Annotated in this window: 9 protein-coding genes; 8 read left to right on the forward strand and 1 reads right to left on the reverse strand. The window is 42.2% G+C overall.

All coding sequences use genetic code 11. The features are described from left to right. The first annotated feature begins 23 nt into the window (after nt 1–23). From KQP93_RS16965 to KQP93_RS17000, 8 genes are all read left to right on the forward strand, one after another. Nucleotides 24–1301, forward strand: a complete 1278-nt coding sequence (locus KQP93_RS16965) for an efflux RND transporter periplasmic adaptor subunit (RefSeq protein WP_217875314.1) — start codon at nt 24–26, stop codon at nt 1299–1301. Then, nucleotides 1298–2050 (forward strand): ABC transporter ATP-binding protein, encoded by a 753-nt coding sequence (locus tag KQP93_RS16970; protein WP_217875315.1) that lies wholly within the window; start codon nt 1298–1300, stop codon nt 2048–2050. The genes KQP93_RS16965 and KQP93_RS16970 overlap by 4 nt, the downstream gene beginning before the upstream one ends. Continuing rightward, nucleotides 2050–4500, forward strand: a complete 2451-nt coding sequence (locus tag KQP93_RS16975) for an ABC transporter permease (RefSeq protein ID WP_217875316.1) — start codon at nt 2050–2052, stop codon at nt 4498–4500. The genes KQP93_RS16970 and KQP93_RS16975 overlap by 1 nt, the downstream gene beginning before the upstream one ends. A 63-nt stretch (nt 4501–4563) precedes the next feature. Beyond that, nucleotides 4564–5940, forward strand: a complete 1377-nt coding sequence (locus KQP93_RS16980) for a sigma-54-dependent transcriptional regulator (protein WP_217875317.1) — start codon at nt 4564–4566, stop codon at nt 5938–5940. After that, nucleotides 5941–7221: a sensor histidine kinase gene (locus KQP93_RS16985; protein ID WP_217875318.1), complete on the forward strand. Its 1281-nt coding sequence runs from the start codon at nt 5941–5943 to the stop codon at nt 7219–7221. A gap of 99 nt (nt 7222–7320) precedes the next feature. Continuing rightward, a complete protein-coding gene (locus KQP93_RS16990) occupies nt 7321–8490 on the forward strand; it encodes a DUF547 domain-containing protein (RefSeq protein WP_217875319.1) in 1170 nt (389 codons plus the stop codon). Between the two features lie 182 nt (nt 8491–8672). Then, the gene (locus KQP93_RS16995; protein WP_217875320.1) at nt 8673–9842 is read left to right on the forward strand and encodes a DUF547 domain-containing protein; all 1170 of its coding nucleotides are present in this window, start codon (nt 8673–8675) and stop codon (nt 9840–9842) included. Nucleotides 9843–9954: 112 nt separating this feature from the next. Then, nucleotides 9955–12927, forward strand: a complete 2973-nt coding sequence (locus KQP93_RS17000) for a DUF3857 domain-containing transglutaminase family protein (RefSeq protein WP_217875321.1) — start codon at nt 9955–9957, stop codon at nt 12925–12927. Here the strand turns inward: KQP93_RS17000 and KQP93_RS17005 are convergent. After that, nucleotides 12924–16373: a PAS domain-containing hybrid sensor histidine kinase/response regulator gene (locus tag KQP93_RS17005; RefSeq protein WP_217875322.1), complete on the reverse strand. Its 3450-nt coding sequence runs from the start codon at nt 16371–16373 to the stop codon at nt 12924–12926. The genes KQP93_RS17000 and KQP93_RS17005 overlap by 4 nt on opposite strands. Nucleotides 16374–16825 lie beyond the last annotated feature (452 nt).

Below are 16825 nucleotides of genomic sequence, written 5' to 3' on the forward strand. Positions count from 1 at the left end.
GATTATTTACATTTATCAGTATCATGGATTTAGACAGCACACTAAAACGCAAACCTCAGCAATCAACAGCTAAAAAATGGCTGGCTGGTGCAGCTATTGGCGTATCGGCTCTTGGCGCTTTAATGGTATATCAATGGGCGACACCCACTGTGGTTGCTGCAAGCCAACTGCAAATAGCAACCGTAGAACAAGCCGATTTTGTGGTAAAAATACGTGGCTTTGGCCGTTTAAAGCCAAAGTATCAACGATATTTAACCAATACCGATACTGCAATGGTCGAAGCTATCCATGTTTACCCCGGCACTATCGTTAAAAAAGACACTGTGATTTTAAGCCTCGTCAACCCACAGCAAGCGCAGCGTTTATCGGTCGCTCGGTTAGAACTTGCTCGCCAAAAAGCCAGTGTTAATGAGCAAAGAATTAACCAGCAAAGTGAGCTACTTGAGCGCCAAGCAAACCTCGCCATATTAAAAAGTGAGCTGCAAAGTGCTGAGCTTAGAGTCGATGCTGAAAGCAAACTGATCGAGCAAGGGATTGTTTCAAGCCTCGATTACAAACGAAGTATGCTAAACGTTGCACAGCTTACAGAGCGCGTAAGTATCGAGCAGCAACGCCTTGCACAGCTTAAAGAAATGCACTTACAACGTAGCAAAATACAGCAAGAACTATTAAGCCAATTTGAGCTTAATTATCAAGTTGAGCAACACGCTTTTGATCAGCTGCAAATAACGGCAGGTATCGATGGCATGTTACAAGAATTGAATGTTGAACTTGGTCAAAACCTCGTGCCCGGTACCCGCCTTGCGGTGGTTGGCTCAAACAAAGCACTCAAAGCAGAGCTAAGCGTTAAACAAGCAGATGCCGAAAAAGTGGCACTCAATATGGCAGCGAAAGTAAACACTTTTAGCCAAGCAGAGCAAAGTGAAGTTGATGCCAAAGTCACCCGAATTGACCCTATTGTTACCGATGGTCGAGTTATTATCGAACTTGATTTACAAGGCACACTGCCTGCCAATGCCCGCCCAGATTTAAGCATTGAAGGCTATGTGGTTAGCAACATTATTCCTGATGCGTTAACCATTAACGTGCCGCAAAAAGCACAAGCACACAGCGAAGCCACGCTATTTAAACTTAATCCAAATACCCAGTTAGCAACGCCAACCAATATCGAATTTGGTACACTCAGTGACAATCAAATTCAACTTTTGAGCGGTGCCACCGTGGGCGAACAGCTGATCATTTCAGACCTTTCTAAATGGCAGCATTTGGCAACAATAAAAATCGAACAGGACAGTTTATGAAAACCAATACGCTTATCTCATTAAACAAAATCGCCAAAGTTTATCGCGGCCAAAATGTTGAAACCTATGCATTAAAAGACATCAGCCTGAATATTAACCAAGGTGACTATATCTGCATTAGCGGCCCATCTGGCTGTGGTAAATCGACGTTGCTGTCATTATTAGGCTTACTCGATAGCCCAACTGCTGGCGACTATTTTATTAAAGAAGTCGACACAAAAACCCTTGATATGGATCAGCAAGCTGAACTTAGAAACCTTCACATTGGTTTTATATTTCAGTCGTTTAACCTAATTGATGAATTATCGGTGTTCGACAACGTAGCACTGCCGCTCACTTACCGAGAGCCAGCCATGAGCCCGAGCGAAATTGAGCTTGCGGTAAAACAGGCCCTTGATGAAGTTGAAATGGGCCACCGCTCTCAGCACAAACCAAACCAATTATCTGGTGGTCAGCAACAGCGTATTGCCATTGCCCGTGCACTGGCTGGCAAGCCAAGCATTTTATTGGTGGATGAGCCAACCGGTAACTTAGATTCAAAAAATGGTGATGCCGTCATGGACTTGCTTGATGAGCTGAATAAAAAAGGCACCACCATTTGCATGGTAACCCATGATTTACGTTATGCCGGACGTGCTAAAACGCAACTTAAATTGCTAGATGGTGAAATTGTTTCCTACTCTGAAGCTCGCCAAGCACCTAGCAGCGACACTGCTGAGCATGCACTTGAAAGCGCTGAGGTGATGTAATGAAATTAACCAAAACACGCGCCCAATTAAGCTTAGCGTGGGCATCATTAATGAATGCTCCGGGCTTTGTCACTGCGGTTATCGCAACGCTTGCTTTAACATTGGCCACCTTGTTTGTGGTGCTTAGCCTTGTTAACAGCTACTTTTTAAAGCCCCTTGATGTGTACGATGAAAACCGCATGGTGGTGGTTGAGCAATCACTTACTTATGATGACTACGATGCTACCGGCTTTCAAAGCTATCAGTCGATGGTGCATTGGCTTAAGCATAATCAAAGCTTTGAACAAAGCATGATGATCAATGCGGGTGAGCAAATTTTTGCAAACCTTGATGGCGAACCGAAAGAGCCTGTGCTGTATGTTGGCGGCAACTACTTTGACTTATTAAACACGCCATTTTTAATGGGACAGGGTTTTGACCTTGGAGAAACGCTAGAAACTCCTGATGACCGAGTTGTTATCTCTGCTAACTTTTGGCGCAAGCATTACAACAGCGACCCGAACATTATTGGTAAAACACTTTCAGTCATGGCGGGTGAAACCGATTATGTTCACCGTATCGTCGGTGTTGTTGATGATTCATTCAGCCCACCTTACATGTTTAAAGCAAGTGATGTTGAAGTGTGGTTTCCATCGAGTGCGGACCGCCGTTTCTTTCACAATGACGATTGGCAAAGCCCGTGGACAAACACTTTCAAAAACTTAAAACTGATTGCAGTTTTAAAGCCTGGGGTCACCATAGATCAAGTTAAAGTCGATTTAAAACAGCAAATTGATACGGTTAAATCGGAGTGGCTAAACAACGGGGGGATCACCGATGTAAAACCTGAAGTAACTCCTTATCGTGACGTTGAGCTGGGTAATAACGATGACTTAAGCTTAATGATGTTAGCCGGTGCAGTAGGGCTACTGATTATTGCAGTACTTAATGTAAGCACTTTATTCTTCTCGCGCGCTCTTGCTCAACATAAAACCCTCGCCTTGCAGGCGGTGTTAGGTGCTAAACGCAGCACATTATTTAAAAGTATCTTTTTACAGTCACTAATTTTAATGACCTTATCGGTAAGCATTGCACTGTTTTTATCGGTATGGGGCATACGTTTATTTAAAGTATTGGCAGAAGGACGATTACCACTGGTTAACAGCTTGGCGGTTGATAGCACGTTGGTCATTGTTGCCATCATACTGTGTATTGCTCTTGCTTATATTTTCTCTGTAATTACAGCGCGTTTGGTGAATTACAAAACCCTAAATACGCAAATGCAGAACAGTGGAAAAGGCGGGGTTTCGCAGGTATCTGGCCGCACAGTGCGTATTTTAATTGGCTCACAAATGTTTGTTGCCGCGTTGCTTGTTAGCTTTTCAGTGATGGTAGTGAGTAAAGCCATGGGCACGATTAACCGCCCACTCGGCAGTGATACCGAAAACCTGTATTTTGCCAACCTGTTCCAGCCAAATAATCAGATGTCATTGGCTGAGCGCTACGAACATATGCTGCAATACAAGCAGGTTTTGCTTGATAGCCAAGGCATTGATGATGTTGCCCTGGGTCACAGCCCAGTATCAGCAAGACAAAATGCCAACACCCTGACTGATGTAAACGGTAAAAGCTCGGTTTTTTTCCCTAGTCAGTGGGTAGGGCCTGATTACTTTGCGTTAGTTAACACCAAAATTCTCGCTGGCCGCACCTTTAGCGAACAAGCTATACGTGGTGAAACCAACGAGATACTGGTATCAGTCAGCGTTGCAGAGAACTTATTACCAGGCCAAGACTATCGAAATATCATCGGCAAGAGCTACCAAGGCTTAGAAGAAAAGATGTATGAAGTGGTGGGTGTAACCGAAGACTTTAATCACCCTAAATACTACGATGAATCGTTTGGTCGTCACATTTGGTGGCCTGCGACACCGTATAGCTACATGTTTACTATCAAAGCTTCTGAAGGCGTTAAGCTGACTAACAAACAAATACTTAATACGCTAAAAGAAAAGAACAGCGACTTAACCATGTGGCAATTTAATGACCTGCAACAAGAGTACGACAATTTACTGTATATGAGCCGACTGACCGTGGTTCTGTGTAGTACCTTAGCGCTATTTACTCTATTATTAGCAGCAATCGGTATTTTTGGGGTACTGAGCTACAATCTGGGTCTGCGCCGCTATGAGTTTGGTATTCGTATGGCATTAGGTGCGAAAAAAGCACGCTTATTCAAGCTGATGAGTGTTGAAGCTATTATCCCTGTGCTCATTGGTTTTGCGGTTGCTCTCGCTGCGGTAATGGTGGGTTTTTACATGTTACAAGGACAGCTAATGTCTTGGCTGATACTTGATGTAAGACTGCAATTACTTGCTTGGAGTATTACCTTATGTATTGCGCTATTCGCTTGCTTTAGACCTTTGGTTTTACTGCTTAAAGCAAAACCTATGGCCGCACTGCGTAACGATTAACAGCACAAAATGGCAGCTTTAGTTTTAGCTTAAGCTGCCTCAACAGGATAATAAGAAAACATCATGGACAAAATCTTAGTCATAGACGATCAAGCTGATGTACGTCTGGCTGCTACTGTTGCATTACAACAATTGGGCTTACATTGCCTTGAGGCCGAAGGCCCTGAACATGCCCTTGAGTTATTAAAATCAGAGCACATTAGCCTGATTTTGCTTGATATGAACTACAAGCTCGACACCACCTCTGGTGAAGAGGGGTTACGCTTTTTAAAGCAACTAAATCAATTAGGTTCGACCATACCTGTCATTGTCATGACCGCATGGGCCAGTATTGATGTTGCCGTTAAAGCCATGCAATTAGGGGCTGTCGACTTTGTTGAAAAGCCATGGAATAACTTACGCTTAACCGCCGTTGTACAACAACAACTCAAGCTCAAGCAAAGTAATCACGACAACGCGTGCTTAAAGGCACTTACCAGCGACACACAGGCCCACTACATAGCTCAATCAGAAATCATGCAGCTGTTACTCGCCAAAGCTGAGCGCGCAGCTAAGACCGATGCCAGCATTTTAATTACCGGCGAAAATGGCACTGGCAAAAGCTTATTGGCACATTATATCCACCAACACTCACTCAGAGCTGATAAACGCTATGTAAGCGTGAATGTTGGCGCCATTGCCCCGACGCTATTCGAAAGTGAGTTATTTGGCCATAAAAAAGGCGCTTTTACTGATGCCAAAGAAGACCGCTTAGGGCGTTTTGAAATTGCCGAAGGCGGCACCTTATTTTTAGATGAAATTGCGACTTTAAGCCTTGAGCTACAAAGTAAAATGCTCCGTGTGCTAGAAAGCAAAGAATTTGAAGTGCTAGGCTCAAGCCAAACCAAAACCGCCGATGTTCGCATTATTGCTGCCACCAATAGTGAATTAGCTACGGCTATTGAGCAGGGTGAATTCCGCCGTGACTTATTATTTAGACTCAATACCATTGAACTGCACATTCCACCACTTCGTGACAGAAAAGACGACATTGCTCCCTTAGCAGAACACTTATTGTTGGTGCATGGTAAAAAATATCAACGCGCGAATATGGCGCTCAGTGATGATGCCCTAAAGGCGCTAAAAAATTACAGTTGGCCTGGTAATATTCGTGAGCTAAGCCATTGTATTGAACGCGCGGTGATCATGAGCGATAACAATAATATTCAAGCCAATGACCTCATTTTAGGTCAACCAAGTTGCGAGCAAACAAATAGTAATGCCGAACAGGCTTTGCCACTATTGCCCCTTGAAGAGCTTGAAAAACAGATGATTCAAAAAGCACTGCTGCAATTTAATGGCAATGTTATCGCCGCAGGAGAGTTTTTAGGATTAAGCAAATCGGCGATTTATCGTCGCATTGATAAACATCAGCTCGATTTAAAAGAAGTAGAACGCTAAATGAGTAACAAGTTGTCGTTAGAGCAGCGTGTTCGACGCTATTTTTATATGCTTATAGCGGTGCTATTAACGCTTGGTATTGCCCTTTCGCTCAGCTTAAAACTAGATTGGTTTGCCAGTATCAGCCTATTATTGCCGTTTATCGGGATAAGCGCTTTTGCTTTAATTAAAAGCTACCGTGCGATCACCGATGTGGTTGAACGCTTTGGCCTGCAACTAGATGCATTGGCAAATGACGAAAGTAATAGTTGGCATTTAGCGTCTTATCAAAGTGGACGAGTCGCAGCGCTTAAGCAAGATTTTGCCAAGCTCAGCAATAAAATAGCCAAGAACAAACGCCATTATATGCAAACAGAAGAGTTTGTTTTTGAGTTTGCCAGCATGCTGGACTTACCCATCGTTATACTAGACCCCCATGGCTTGATTTATTTTAGTAATAAGGCGTTTATAAACAGTATTAGTCATCGCCAAATTGAAGGCAAATCGGCCAGCGACTTAGGCATTGCCCTGCATGATGGCGAATGGCAACAAAACAGCGATTCACTGTTTAAACAACGCTTTCAAATCTCATCGCAGACTTTTTGGCGGACCGGCAGAAACTTTGAATTACTAACCTTCTTTTCAATTGAGCAACAGCTTCGCGATAATGAACAACTTGTTTGGCAGCGTTTAATTCGAGTGTTGAACCATGAAGTGCGTAACTCACTCACGCCGATTTATTCGATGAGTCAGTCATTGCAAACCCTTAAGCGCCAAGGACAAATTAGCAGTCACGATGATCTCGCCCAAGATATGCTGCAGGTTATAGAAAAGCGCGCTCAACACTTGCTTGATTTTGTAGCCAGTTACAGTGCGTTTGCCAAGCTACCACCCGCACAAAAGCAGGCAATCAGTAGCGAGCAATTAAACACACGTTTAAGTGCTATTTTTCCTGAACTAGTAATAAATAGCAGCGAAGAGTTACATGTTAATGCCGACTTAGGCCAGCTAGAACAAGCGTTGATCAACCTGATAAAAAATGCCTTTGAAGCAGGCAGCAATTCTGCCCCTACCCTCACTTGGTCAAGGCAAGGTGATAACTTAAATATTGAAATTAGCGACCAAGGTTGTGGTATTCAAAACCCCGATAACTTGTTCGTGCCATTTTACTCAACCAAGGCAAATGGCACAGGTATAGGACTTGTGATCACCCGAGAACTTGTGCGTAACCAAGGCTTTGAGTTATCGATAAACTCAAAACCCCAGCAAGGCACGCAAGCTAACATCACCGTATCCATTTAAACAACACAAAGGTTAGTACTTTTAACAAAAACAACAGATTGTTGCGCTTATAGAAAAACCACGCTATGTTTATTTTTTAAACTACGGACGGTCATAAAAATGAAAAACGCCATAAAACCCATCGTATTAGCAACATCACTAATTCTAGTTACTGCCTGTAATTCAACGGCCCCTATTAATAAAACAGCAACGACGGCCATAAACCAAGAAAAATTTAGCCAATTTCATCAGTACGATGAAAAATCAAATATCACCCTTGAGTACACTGACTACGGGCAAATATTAAGAGCTTCGGTCATTGATTTAGGCATGTCTGACCGCTATCGTATTTCAAATAATACGAGCAAAATAGGCACACGATTATCATCTAACCCTAAACCTTCAACAGCAACAGAAGCAAACCGCTTTTATTATGATTCGTACAGAAAGAATCCTCAGATGAAGCAAGATTTGCAAATAGTGCAAGAAAATATGGCCGACCTGCCAAACAAGGTGAATTTAAGTAACTTACCAAAATCAGAGTTACTCGCTTACTGGCTCAACCTCTATAACGTGACAGTACTCAATGAACTAGTTCAGCAATATCCTGTTAAAAACCTAACGAGGCTATTAAACGAAGAGCCAAGCTTTTTTGATAAGCCGCGCTTTAACTTTAATGGTAACCAGTATTCATTAAACGATATTGAGTACAACATTGTTGCACCGCTATTTAACAATGACCCGCTATTAATATATGGCTACTACCGTGGCTACATTGGCAGCCCAAATTTGCTTGACCACCCATATACAGCGAAAAATGTGTTTACCGCCCTGACCACCAATGCAGTGCAGTTTGTAAATTCAAATCGTGGTAGTGTGATAGGTAACCATAGCACTCGTGTTTCTTCTTTATACCTTGAAAAGAAAAACTATTTTCCTAACTTTGAAGAAGATTTAGCTGACCACCTTCAATCGTTAGTGATTCAAGAGCCAGATAAAGACCAAGTTGTGCAAAACCTCTCTTTCAGTATCGATAACTATGATATTACCGACATTCTAGGTAGCGATATTGAATACGGTGGAGGGAATGCGACAGTCGCCGATCCAAGTATTATAGCCTGGGGCTGGGAGACTACCTTTATGACTTATGGTGATAACTTAACCAAAGAAGTCGGCCATGTAAGCCCATTACGCCGCGAGATTTTGCAAAAAATCACGCAAAAATACTATGAAGTAAATAGCCGCGTTGAAATAAAAGACTTACCAGCTAAAGAGTCTGAAGATAAATAATATAACCCTAAAGCGGCTCGCTATGAGCCGTTTTAATACCCCCTTAAATACCCAACTAAAACACTTAGCAAAACCGCAATAGCCAACTTTAAGTCTTGTTTTTTCTGTGTTAATTACTTAGATATTGCCAATTTAAAGTAAAAGTAATATGTTTATTTTTTGTACTAAGGAAGGTGGTAAAAATGAAAAACGCCATAAAACCTATCATATTAGCAACGTCACTTATTTTGGTAACGGCCTGTAATTCAACGGCACCTATTAATAAAACAGCCATCACAGCAATTAACCAAGAAAAATTTAGCCAATTTCATCAGTATGATGCAAACTCAAATATCACACTTGAGTACACCGGCTATGGTCAAATATTAAGTGCTTCGGTGATTGATTTAGGCATGTCTGACCGCTACCGCATTACCTCAAACACCACTGCTATAGGTACAAGGTTGTCATCTAACCCTAAACCTTCAACAGCAACAGAAGCAAACCGCTTTTATTATGATTCTTATAAAGAAAACCCTAAAATGAAGCAAGCTTTGCAGGTTATACAAAAAAATATGGCCGACCTGCCAAACAAGGTTAACTTAAGTAACTTACCAAAATCAGAGTTACTCGCTTACTGGCTCAACCTGTATAACGTTACGGTACTCAATGAGCTAGTTCAGCAGTACCCAGTAAAAAATTTATCTAAGCTAATAAACGAAGAGCCAAGTTTTTTTGATAAGCCGCGTTTTAACTTTAATGGTAACCAGTATTCATTGAACGACATTGAATACAACATTGTGGCACCACTATTTAACAACGATCCACTATTAATGTACGGCTACTATCGCGGCTACATTGGCAGCCCAAATTTACTTAACTCCCCATATACAGCGAAAAATGTATTTACCGCTCTGACTAACAATGCTGTGCAATTTGTAAATTCAAATCGAGGCAGTGTTATTGATAATCACAGCACACGCGTTTCTTCTTTATACCTTGAAAAGAAAAACTATTTTCCTAACTTTGAAGAAGATTTAGCTGACCACCTTCAATCGTTAGTTATTCAAGAGCCAGATAAAGACCAAGTTGTGAAAAACCTCTCTTTTAGTATCGATAATTACGATATTACCGATATTTTAGGTAGTGATATTCCATACGGTGGCGGTAATGCAGTCGTTATCGATCCAAGTATTGTGGCAGTTGGTTGGGATACGGCCTTTACGACCTATGGCGATAACTCAAGTAAAGTAATAGGTCAGGTAAGCCCACTGCGCCGCGAGATTTTGAAAAAAATCACGCAAAAATACTATGAAGTAAATAGCCGCGTTGAAATCACAGATTTACCTAATAAAGAAAGCACTGAAAACTAGCGCTTATTAAGCATTGGACCTAAAAAGAAGCATTTATATTGAATTTTATTTGGCTCATGCCGTGAAATTCAGTAATTTGTCATATAAAACTAAACGTAATTAGAAAATAACAATGAAATGGATGCACTTACAACTTAAGGTACTGGCTGTTTTTTTATTCTTTGTGAGCTGTTTTGCAAACGCTGAAGACTATCAAGTTGCCCCCGCAGCTAACTGGGTAAAACAACATAAGTTACTTACCCCTGAGATACCTCGAGACCAAATACGAGACGGGACTTTCTACCTGATGCTCGACACTCAGCTTCAGGTATCTGAGCAAGCCCCACAGCAACGCTTTAATCGTACTGTAATGCAAGCGGTAAATCAGTCTGGGGTTGATTATATAAGCCAGCTGAATATTGATTTTGATCCAAATTATCAATCTCTTACGCTAAATAGTTTAGGCATTATTCGCGACGGCCAATATATAGATAAACTAAATAGTGCCGAGCTACAGGTATTACAGCGCGAGACCGACTTAGCAAGTCGTATATACAATGGCACCTTAAGCCTAAATGTCATTATTGATGATATGCGGGTAATGGATATTTTAGATTACAGCTATACGGTTTCGGGAAGTAATCCGGTTTATCAGCACTTCAGCACCAAGCGTACACTGAACTGGTCGGTGCCGATAGTGCAGCAATTTATGCGGGTAAAGTGGCAAAAGCCTACGCCCTTATATATCAACTTTATGAATGGCGAGTCGCCAGTTACTAAAACCAAGTTAGATACGGGTTTTGACTACCAAATTAGCCAACACAATGAGCCGACCCTTAGCTCTGCAAGCGAAGTACCGCATTGGTATTCGCCTTACAAAGAAGTGTATTTTTCTGAAGTAAATAATTGGCAAGAGGTAGTCAATTGGTCGTTACCTTTGTACCAATCAGCCATCGAAGTAAGCCCTGCTATTGAAACAATTGCTCGTCAAATTAAGTTTCAACATGCCGACTTAGAGTCTCAAATTGTGGCTGCCCTGCGCTTTAGCCAAGACGAAGTACGTTATTTGGGCCTAGAAATGGGCACCAACTCGCACCAGCCTACTCCTGCATCAGAAACCTTGGCACTGCGCTATGGCGACTGTAAAGACAAAACCGTCTTGCTCATTTCTTTACTTAAAGCGCTCGGCGTAGAGGCTCACCCTGCTTTAGTTAACACTGAAGACAGAAAGCGTACTGCTAGCTTACCGGTATCTCCTAGCTTATTTGACCATGTCATTGTCACCTTAGAGCACCAAGGTAAACGCTATTGGCTTGATCCGACCATTTCGTACCAGCGCGGCGATTTAGCACATCTAGCTCAACCGAACTACGATGTAGCGTTAATCATAAAGCAAGGTGAAACAGGCTTTACAGATATGTTCACAGAACCTGCCCTAAAACGCGTTCAGGTTTTTGATAGTTATCAGATCCCAGAAGGTATTAATGAGCCAGTTAGTTTTTCAACTCAATATAAATACGGCGACTTTGAAGCAATTAACCGCCGCAGTTCAATCGCTGAAAACAGCTTAAAAAGCATAGAAGATGATTACCGCGAATATTATCAAGATACCTACAAGGGCTTAAAGACAGTCAAACCTATGCTGGTTGAATCTCCAAAGGACACCGGTCAGCTAATTACCAATGAGTACTATACTATTGATGACTTTTGGCGACCTGAAGGTAATGATTTTCAAAACGACTTTTACGCTAGTGAAATTCAAAACTCAGTTTATAAGCCAGAACAGCGAGAGCGTAACAATGCACCAATGTGGTTTCGTTACCCAAATAATATCGAAACAACCATAAAGGTTACGTTTACGGATACTAATTGGCAGTTTGATGATAAGCAGGTCACGATCGACAACCCATTTTTTCATTTCGAAAAACGCGTGACATTTAAAGATTCTGTGTTGACCTTATACTTTGATTACAGCGCTAAGCAGGATCATATTCCAGCCGATCAAATAGACCTTTACCTAAGCGAGCGCAAAAAACTCAATAACGCGACCCATTTCGGCATCATTAAATACGGCACAAATAGCTCAACAACCACACCAGCAGATGACGAAACCAACTGGTATAGCGTTTTTATTTTAAGTTACTTGGCGGCAATCATCTTTTTCATCGCGGCTTGGCGTATAGAAGCAAGTAACCGCCCAGTTTTTGCTGAGCAACAGTTCTACCCTGTCAGTAACAGTAAGTTTGTTATTTACAGCTTATTGAGCTTAGGAATATTCATTCACTACTGGAGCTATCGCAACTGGAAAGCGATAAAAGAGCAGCAACAAAGCCATATTATGCCGATTGCTCGAGGGATATTCGCACCACTGTTTTTTATTCCGTTGTTACTTGAACTTTGCAAGCACAGCGAACAAACCTTTGGCAAAAATAAGATCATGCCCGTCGCGGTTGGGTTCGTGTTATGGCTGGCGATTATCATTTCTGAAGTCGTAAGCTATAACTGGGAATATGGTAGTTGGCTGTTTTTAGTTATACCTATTCTATGGTTGCCACTGGTTAATTACATTCAAAACCTCAAGCAACCAGAACAGGCTCTTGAGTACCACTCTCAGTGGCGAGCGAGGCAGGTTATCATTTCGATATTCATGTTGCCTTGGTTATTTTATGGCTTAATTTATGAGCTATATTTGTTGCCAAGCTCAACCATAGTAACCGGCGATAAGCTTTGGTCCTATCAAGTTAACTTTTTAAAAAGAAAAGAAATTATTCCTGCCAACGAGAATGTGCACTATTTTTATAGTGACGCATTTTTCGATTTTAAAACTGATGGAAACGGCATCACAGAAAACACTATTTTTAGTTACTGGAAAAATGAGCAAGGTGTGCTCGAAAAAGATCAGCGCCGCTTTAGTGACATTAAAGAGCTCAACGTTGATTATGCTAAAAGCGCCCTACTAACCACCACGGTAACAGTAATCGACCATAATGGTGATGAAATGCTGTTATTTTTGAGCCATGAAGATGACTTAGATAAGAAGTTTGTCGCTGAGGTAGAGCGCTTAATTAAAGCCAATACCCCAGCAACTGAGCAAAACGCAGATTAAGTCAGTCGCTTAATCATGCGTTTTAAGGCGGGCGCTTTCAGAGGCTTATAAAGCAATGGATAGCCCGCATCGAGCACTAACTCACGTATTCCTTCGTCATGATTCGCAGTATTCACGATGGCAGGTAAGCGTGTTAGTGCCGCTTGCTCAATTACTTCAAGGCCAGTTACCCCATCATCAAGCTGATAATCAATAATCAACAATTGCGGCAGGGCTTGGCTTGCCTTTAGCTGCTCAAGCTCCGCTAAGTTAGTGGCCGTTGAGATTTCGCAGCCCCAATTTTCGAGTAGCTGCTTTAATGCCTCTAACACGTTGCGGTCGTTATCAAGCAACCAAATGCGTAATTGCCCCAGCTCTGTTTCTTGTGATGCCTCAGCGCCTTTCGCTTGCGCTGGCGCAGCACTCACTTTACAAGGCAGAGTTAGGGTAAATTGCGTGCCTTTACCAAGCTCAGACCCCATCACTAGGGGGATTTTAAGTAAGTCACATATACGTTTAGTGATTGCCAACCCTAAGCCTAACCCCTCGGCGCTTGGCTTTGCACCAAGCTGTTTAAACTCTTGGAAAATAGTTTGTTGATCGCTCGATGCAATACCAATCCCTGTGTCTTCAACAATAAAGGATACATGGTCGTCATCATGCTGCATTTTTAAACGAACTTCACCTTGCTCAGTATAACGAATCGCATTACTCAAAAGGTTACGTAGTACTCGTCGCAGCAGCGCTTTGTCGGTATGCAAGCGCACATCACAGGTTTCAATAATAAACTTTAAGCCTTTTTCACGGGCAAGGGCTTCGTAGTCATTACGCAGTGGCTCAACCAACGAGCTGGCAGCAAACTCGCTCATTTGTATTTTAAACGAGCCTGAATCGAGCTTGGTTAACTCTAAAATACTCGATAACAACTCTTCGGCGCTGCCTAATGAGTTCTTAATATTCATCGCCAGCTCTTTAAGTTCGGTGTCTTGGGCTTTTTCATTCATTAAAGAACAAAACAAACTCGCAGCATTGAAAGGTTGCAGTAAATCATGGCTGGCAGCAGCAAAAAAGCGTGTTTTACTGACCGTTGCTTGCTCCGCCACTTGCTTTGCCATCGACAACTCTTGGTTTGCTTGAGTCAATGCCAAGGTGCGTGTTGCGACTTTTTCTTCAAGGCTAACATTTGCTTCGGTTAACGCTTTTTGTTGCTTTACGAACTCGGTAATGTCGGTATAGGTTGTTACAAAGCCGCCTCCTGGCAGTGGGTTACCTTGCATTTCAAACACGCGGCCATCATTGTGCGAGCGCTGATATTTATAAGCGCTGCCTTGGCGTAAATAGGCTAAGCGTTTTTCGACTTCGCTGGTCATGCTCTCGCCGCTAAATAAGCCACGCTCGGCATTAAAACGAATAATGTCGGCAACAGGGCGGCCTATGTAAAGCGCATCATCTGGGTAGGCGAACATGTTTTTGTAGCCTTGGTTCCAAGCTACCAAGCGCAGCTCACTATCAACTACACTGATCCCTTGTTGAATGTTTTCGATTGTTGATTGCAGTAAGTCACGATTAAATTTAAGTACTTGGCTTGCTTCATCAACAAACTCGGCAACCTGCTCTAGAGGCTGGCGCTGCTCATTTTTGGCTACATCTAAAATAAGCCGTGCCGATGCGCCGCCGATCACCGCAGACATCTCGCGCTCAACTAATAGCTCTAACTCGACATTGGCAGGACGTTTCCACTTACTTTTATCATCCGGAAAGTAATGATTTACCAAAGACTGTGCCGCTTCTTTTTCGGCAAATCGTTGCAATAGTGCACCTAGGTCATGGTAGCTCAAAGGCTGTAGATGATTGCTTACCTTCGAATCATTCAGCTGCGACACAAACTTATTGCTCTGTAAGCGTTCAGCTAAGGTTGCTCGACTAAATAACGGTACTAAGAAATACACTAAACAGTTCGCACCTAGCGATAGCAATAAAGCTTGGCTAATGCTTTCCATGCCTAATGAGAATAAATCGGTTGGTGCTAACCAGCTTATTCCCCACGGTCCATTCACAAGCCATAAGCTATCGTTTCCTAAACCTCCGGCGATATTCGGTAGTAAAAGTGTGTACCCCCAAATAATAAAGCCGCTTAAAATCCCCAATTGCGCACCGCGACACGATGCTTGTCGCCACCATAAACCAATGATCATGGCCGGCGAAAATTGCGCGACTAAGGTGAACGACATCAAACCCACATTGGCAAGGGTTGTACTTTCGCCTAGCACTCGGTGAGTGAAATAGCTTAGCAATAAAATCAATACGATAACGATTTTACGTGCATGTAATAGGTTATTTTTATCAAGCCCGCGACTGCTCGATGTAAGTTGCGAGCGGCGTAAAATAAACTGGTTAATAAAGTCATTAGTGATCATCACTGAAAGCACAATTGATGACACTATCACCATACTGGTTGCCGCTGAAAAGCCACCTAAAAAGGCTAATAACGCCACAAGGGCATCATCAGCCGCCATAGGTAAAGCCAATACAAAGGTGTCGTAGCCGACTTCTTGACCTTGAAAGTAAATTAATCCGGCGTATGCAATCGGTAGAATAAACAGGTTAATAAGTAAGAGGTAAATCGGAAATAGCCAACGCGCCGAGGCCAGCTCTTTATCGTTATTTTTTTCGATAAAGCTCATGTGGAATTGTCTTGGCAAACATAAGGTCGCCAAAATACCAAGCAAAGTATGAGCAACATACACATAGGTTGGACTTTGTGTGGCCGCCACTTGCTGATCAATATTTAGGTCATGCGCTTTTTCAAACAGAGCCACTGGGCTGTCGAATAAAGCAAAGCACACATACAAACCCACCGCTAAAAACGCCAATAATTTAACCACAGATTCAAAGGCAATACTGGCAATCAAACCTGGGTTATGTTCGCTGGGCTTTAACCGCCTCGCGCCGAATAAAATAGCAAACAGTGCCAATACAATCGTGATGTAAAAAGTGCTATCGGCCCATACTTCATGGCTTTGTGTGGCAGCACGATCGGTAAGTAAGTTGATACTTTGTGCAGTTGCACTTAGCTGTAAAGAGATATAGGGCACAATGGCAATCACTGAAATCAATGAAATGAACCCAGACAAACTCGACGATTGACCATATCGGGTCGCAATAAAATCTGCCATTGAGGTTATTTTTTGCTGCCGACAAATATGCGCTATGCGGCAATAGATTTGCCAGCCAAAAATGAATAGCAAAATAGTACCGGCATAGGTCGGAGCCAACCACCAGCCGTTGTATGCAGCTTGTGCTGTGGTACCAAAAAACGCCCAAGAGGTGCAATACACCCCAAGTGATAAACCATAGGTTAAGCCTTTAAAAGGCAATACTTTTCTTTTATCAGCCCAGCCTGCAACCGCAAATAAAATTGCCAGATATACAATTGCAAGAAGGCTTATTGACCAAATTGAGAACATCGCATGTGATTATTTTAATTGTTATAGCCCCAGCATAGTTTTTATTGCACGTAATTTACAGCCTAACTTTAGTGCTAATGCATTGTATAACTGAAGTTTAAAAAACAAACACAAAGAAATGAGAATTATTTTCAATTGAATGTTGACAGATACGCAAATCTAATTGATAATCAGTATCAACAAGACAATAAAGTGTTATGACTTGTTCGGAATAAACTGATTTGTTTCTCGACCCTGAAACACGTGTGGCCCACGATAAAGCTAAGATCGCCTGTTGCTAATCGCAACGCCCCTTGATATTGGCAACAGGTGATCGCCCTACTATTTTACTTGCTACATTGCTCATATCGGTGACGGTAGATATGAAACTCAAAAAGCCCTTACAGGGCTTTTTTTATGTCTAAAATTCGTACCAAACCTGCAAGCCAAACTAAATGAGAATTATTTTCAAA

The organism is Pseudoalteromonas shioyasakiensis (genome assembly GCF_019134595.1).
GTDB classification, from domain to species: Bacteria; Pseudomonadota; Gammaproteobacteria; order Enterobacterales; family Alteromonadaceae; genus Pseudoalteromonas; species Pseudoalteromonas shioyasakiensis_A.

Coding starts and splice junctions, on each gene's coding strand:
- KQP93_RS16965 (WP_217875314.1), top strand. CDS start 24: ATGGATTTAGACAGCACACTAAAACGCAAACCTCAGCAATCAACAGCT.
- KQP93_RS16970 (WP_217875315.1), top strand. CDS start 1,298: ATGAAAACCAATACGCTTATCTCATTAAACAAAATCGCCAAAGTTTAT.
- KQP93_RS16975 (WP_217875316.1), top strand. CDS start 2,050: ATGAAATTAACCAAAACACGCGCCCAATTAAGCTTAGCGTGGGCATCA.
- KQP93_RS16980 (WP_217875317.1), top strand. CDS start 4,564: ATGGACAAAATCTTAGTCATAGACGATCAAGCTGATGTACGTCTGGCT.
- KQP93_RS16985 (WP_217875318.1), top strand. CDS start 5,941: ATGAGTAACAAGTTGTCGTTAGAGCAGCGTGTTCGACGCTATTTTTAT.
- KQP93_RS16990 (WP_217875319.1), top strand. CDS start 7,321: ATGAAAAACGCCATAAAACCCATCGTATTAGCAACATCACTAATTCTA.
- KQP93_RS16995 (WP_217875320.1), top strand. CDS start 8,673: ATGAAAAACGCCATAAAACCTATCATATTAGCAACGTCACTTATTTTG.
- KQP93_RS17000 (WP_217875321.1), top strand. CDS start 9,955: ATGAAATGGATGCACTTACAACTTAAGGTACTGGCTGTTTTTTTATTC.
- KQP93_RS17005 (WP_217875322.1), bottom strand. CDS start 16,373: ATGTTCTCAATTTGGTCAATAAGCCTTCTTGCAATTGTATATCTGGCA.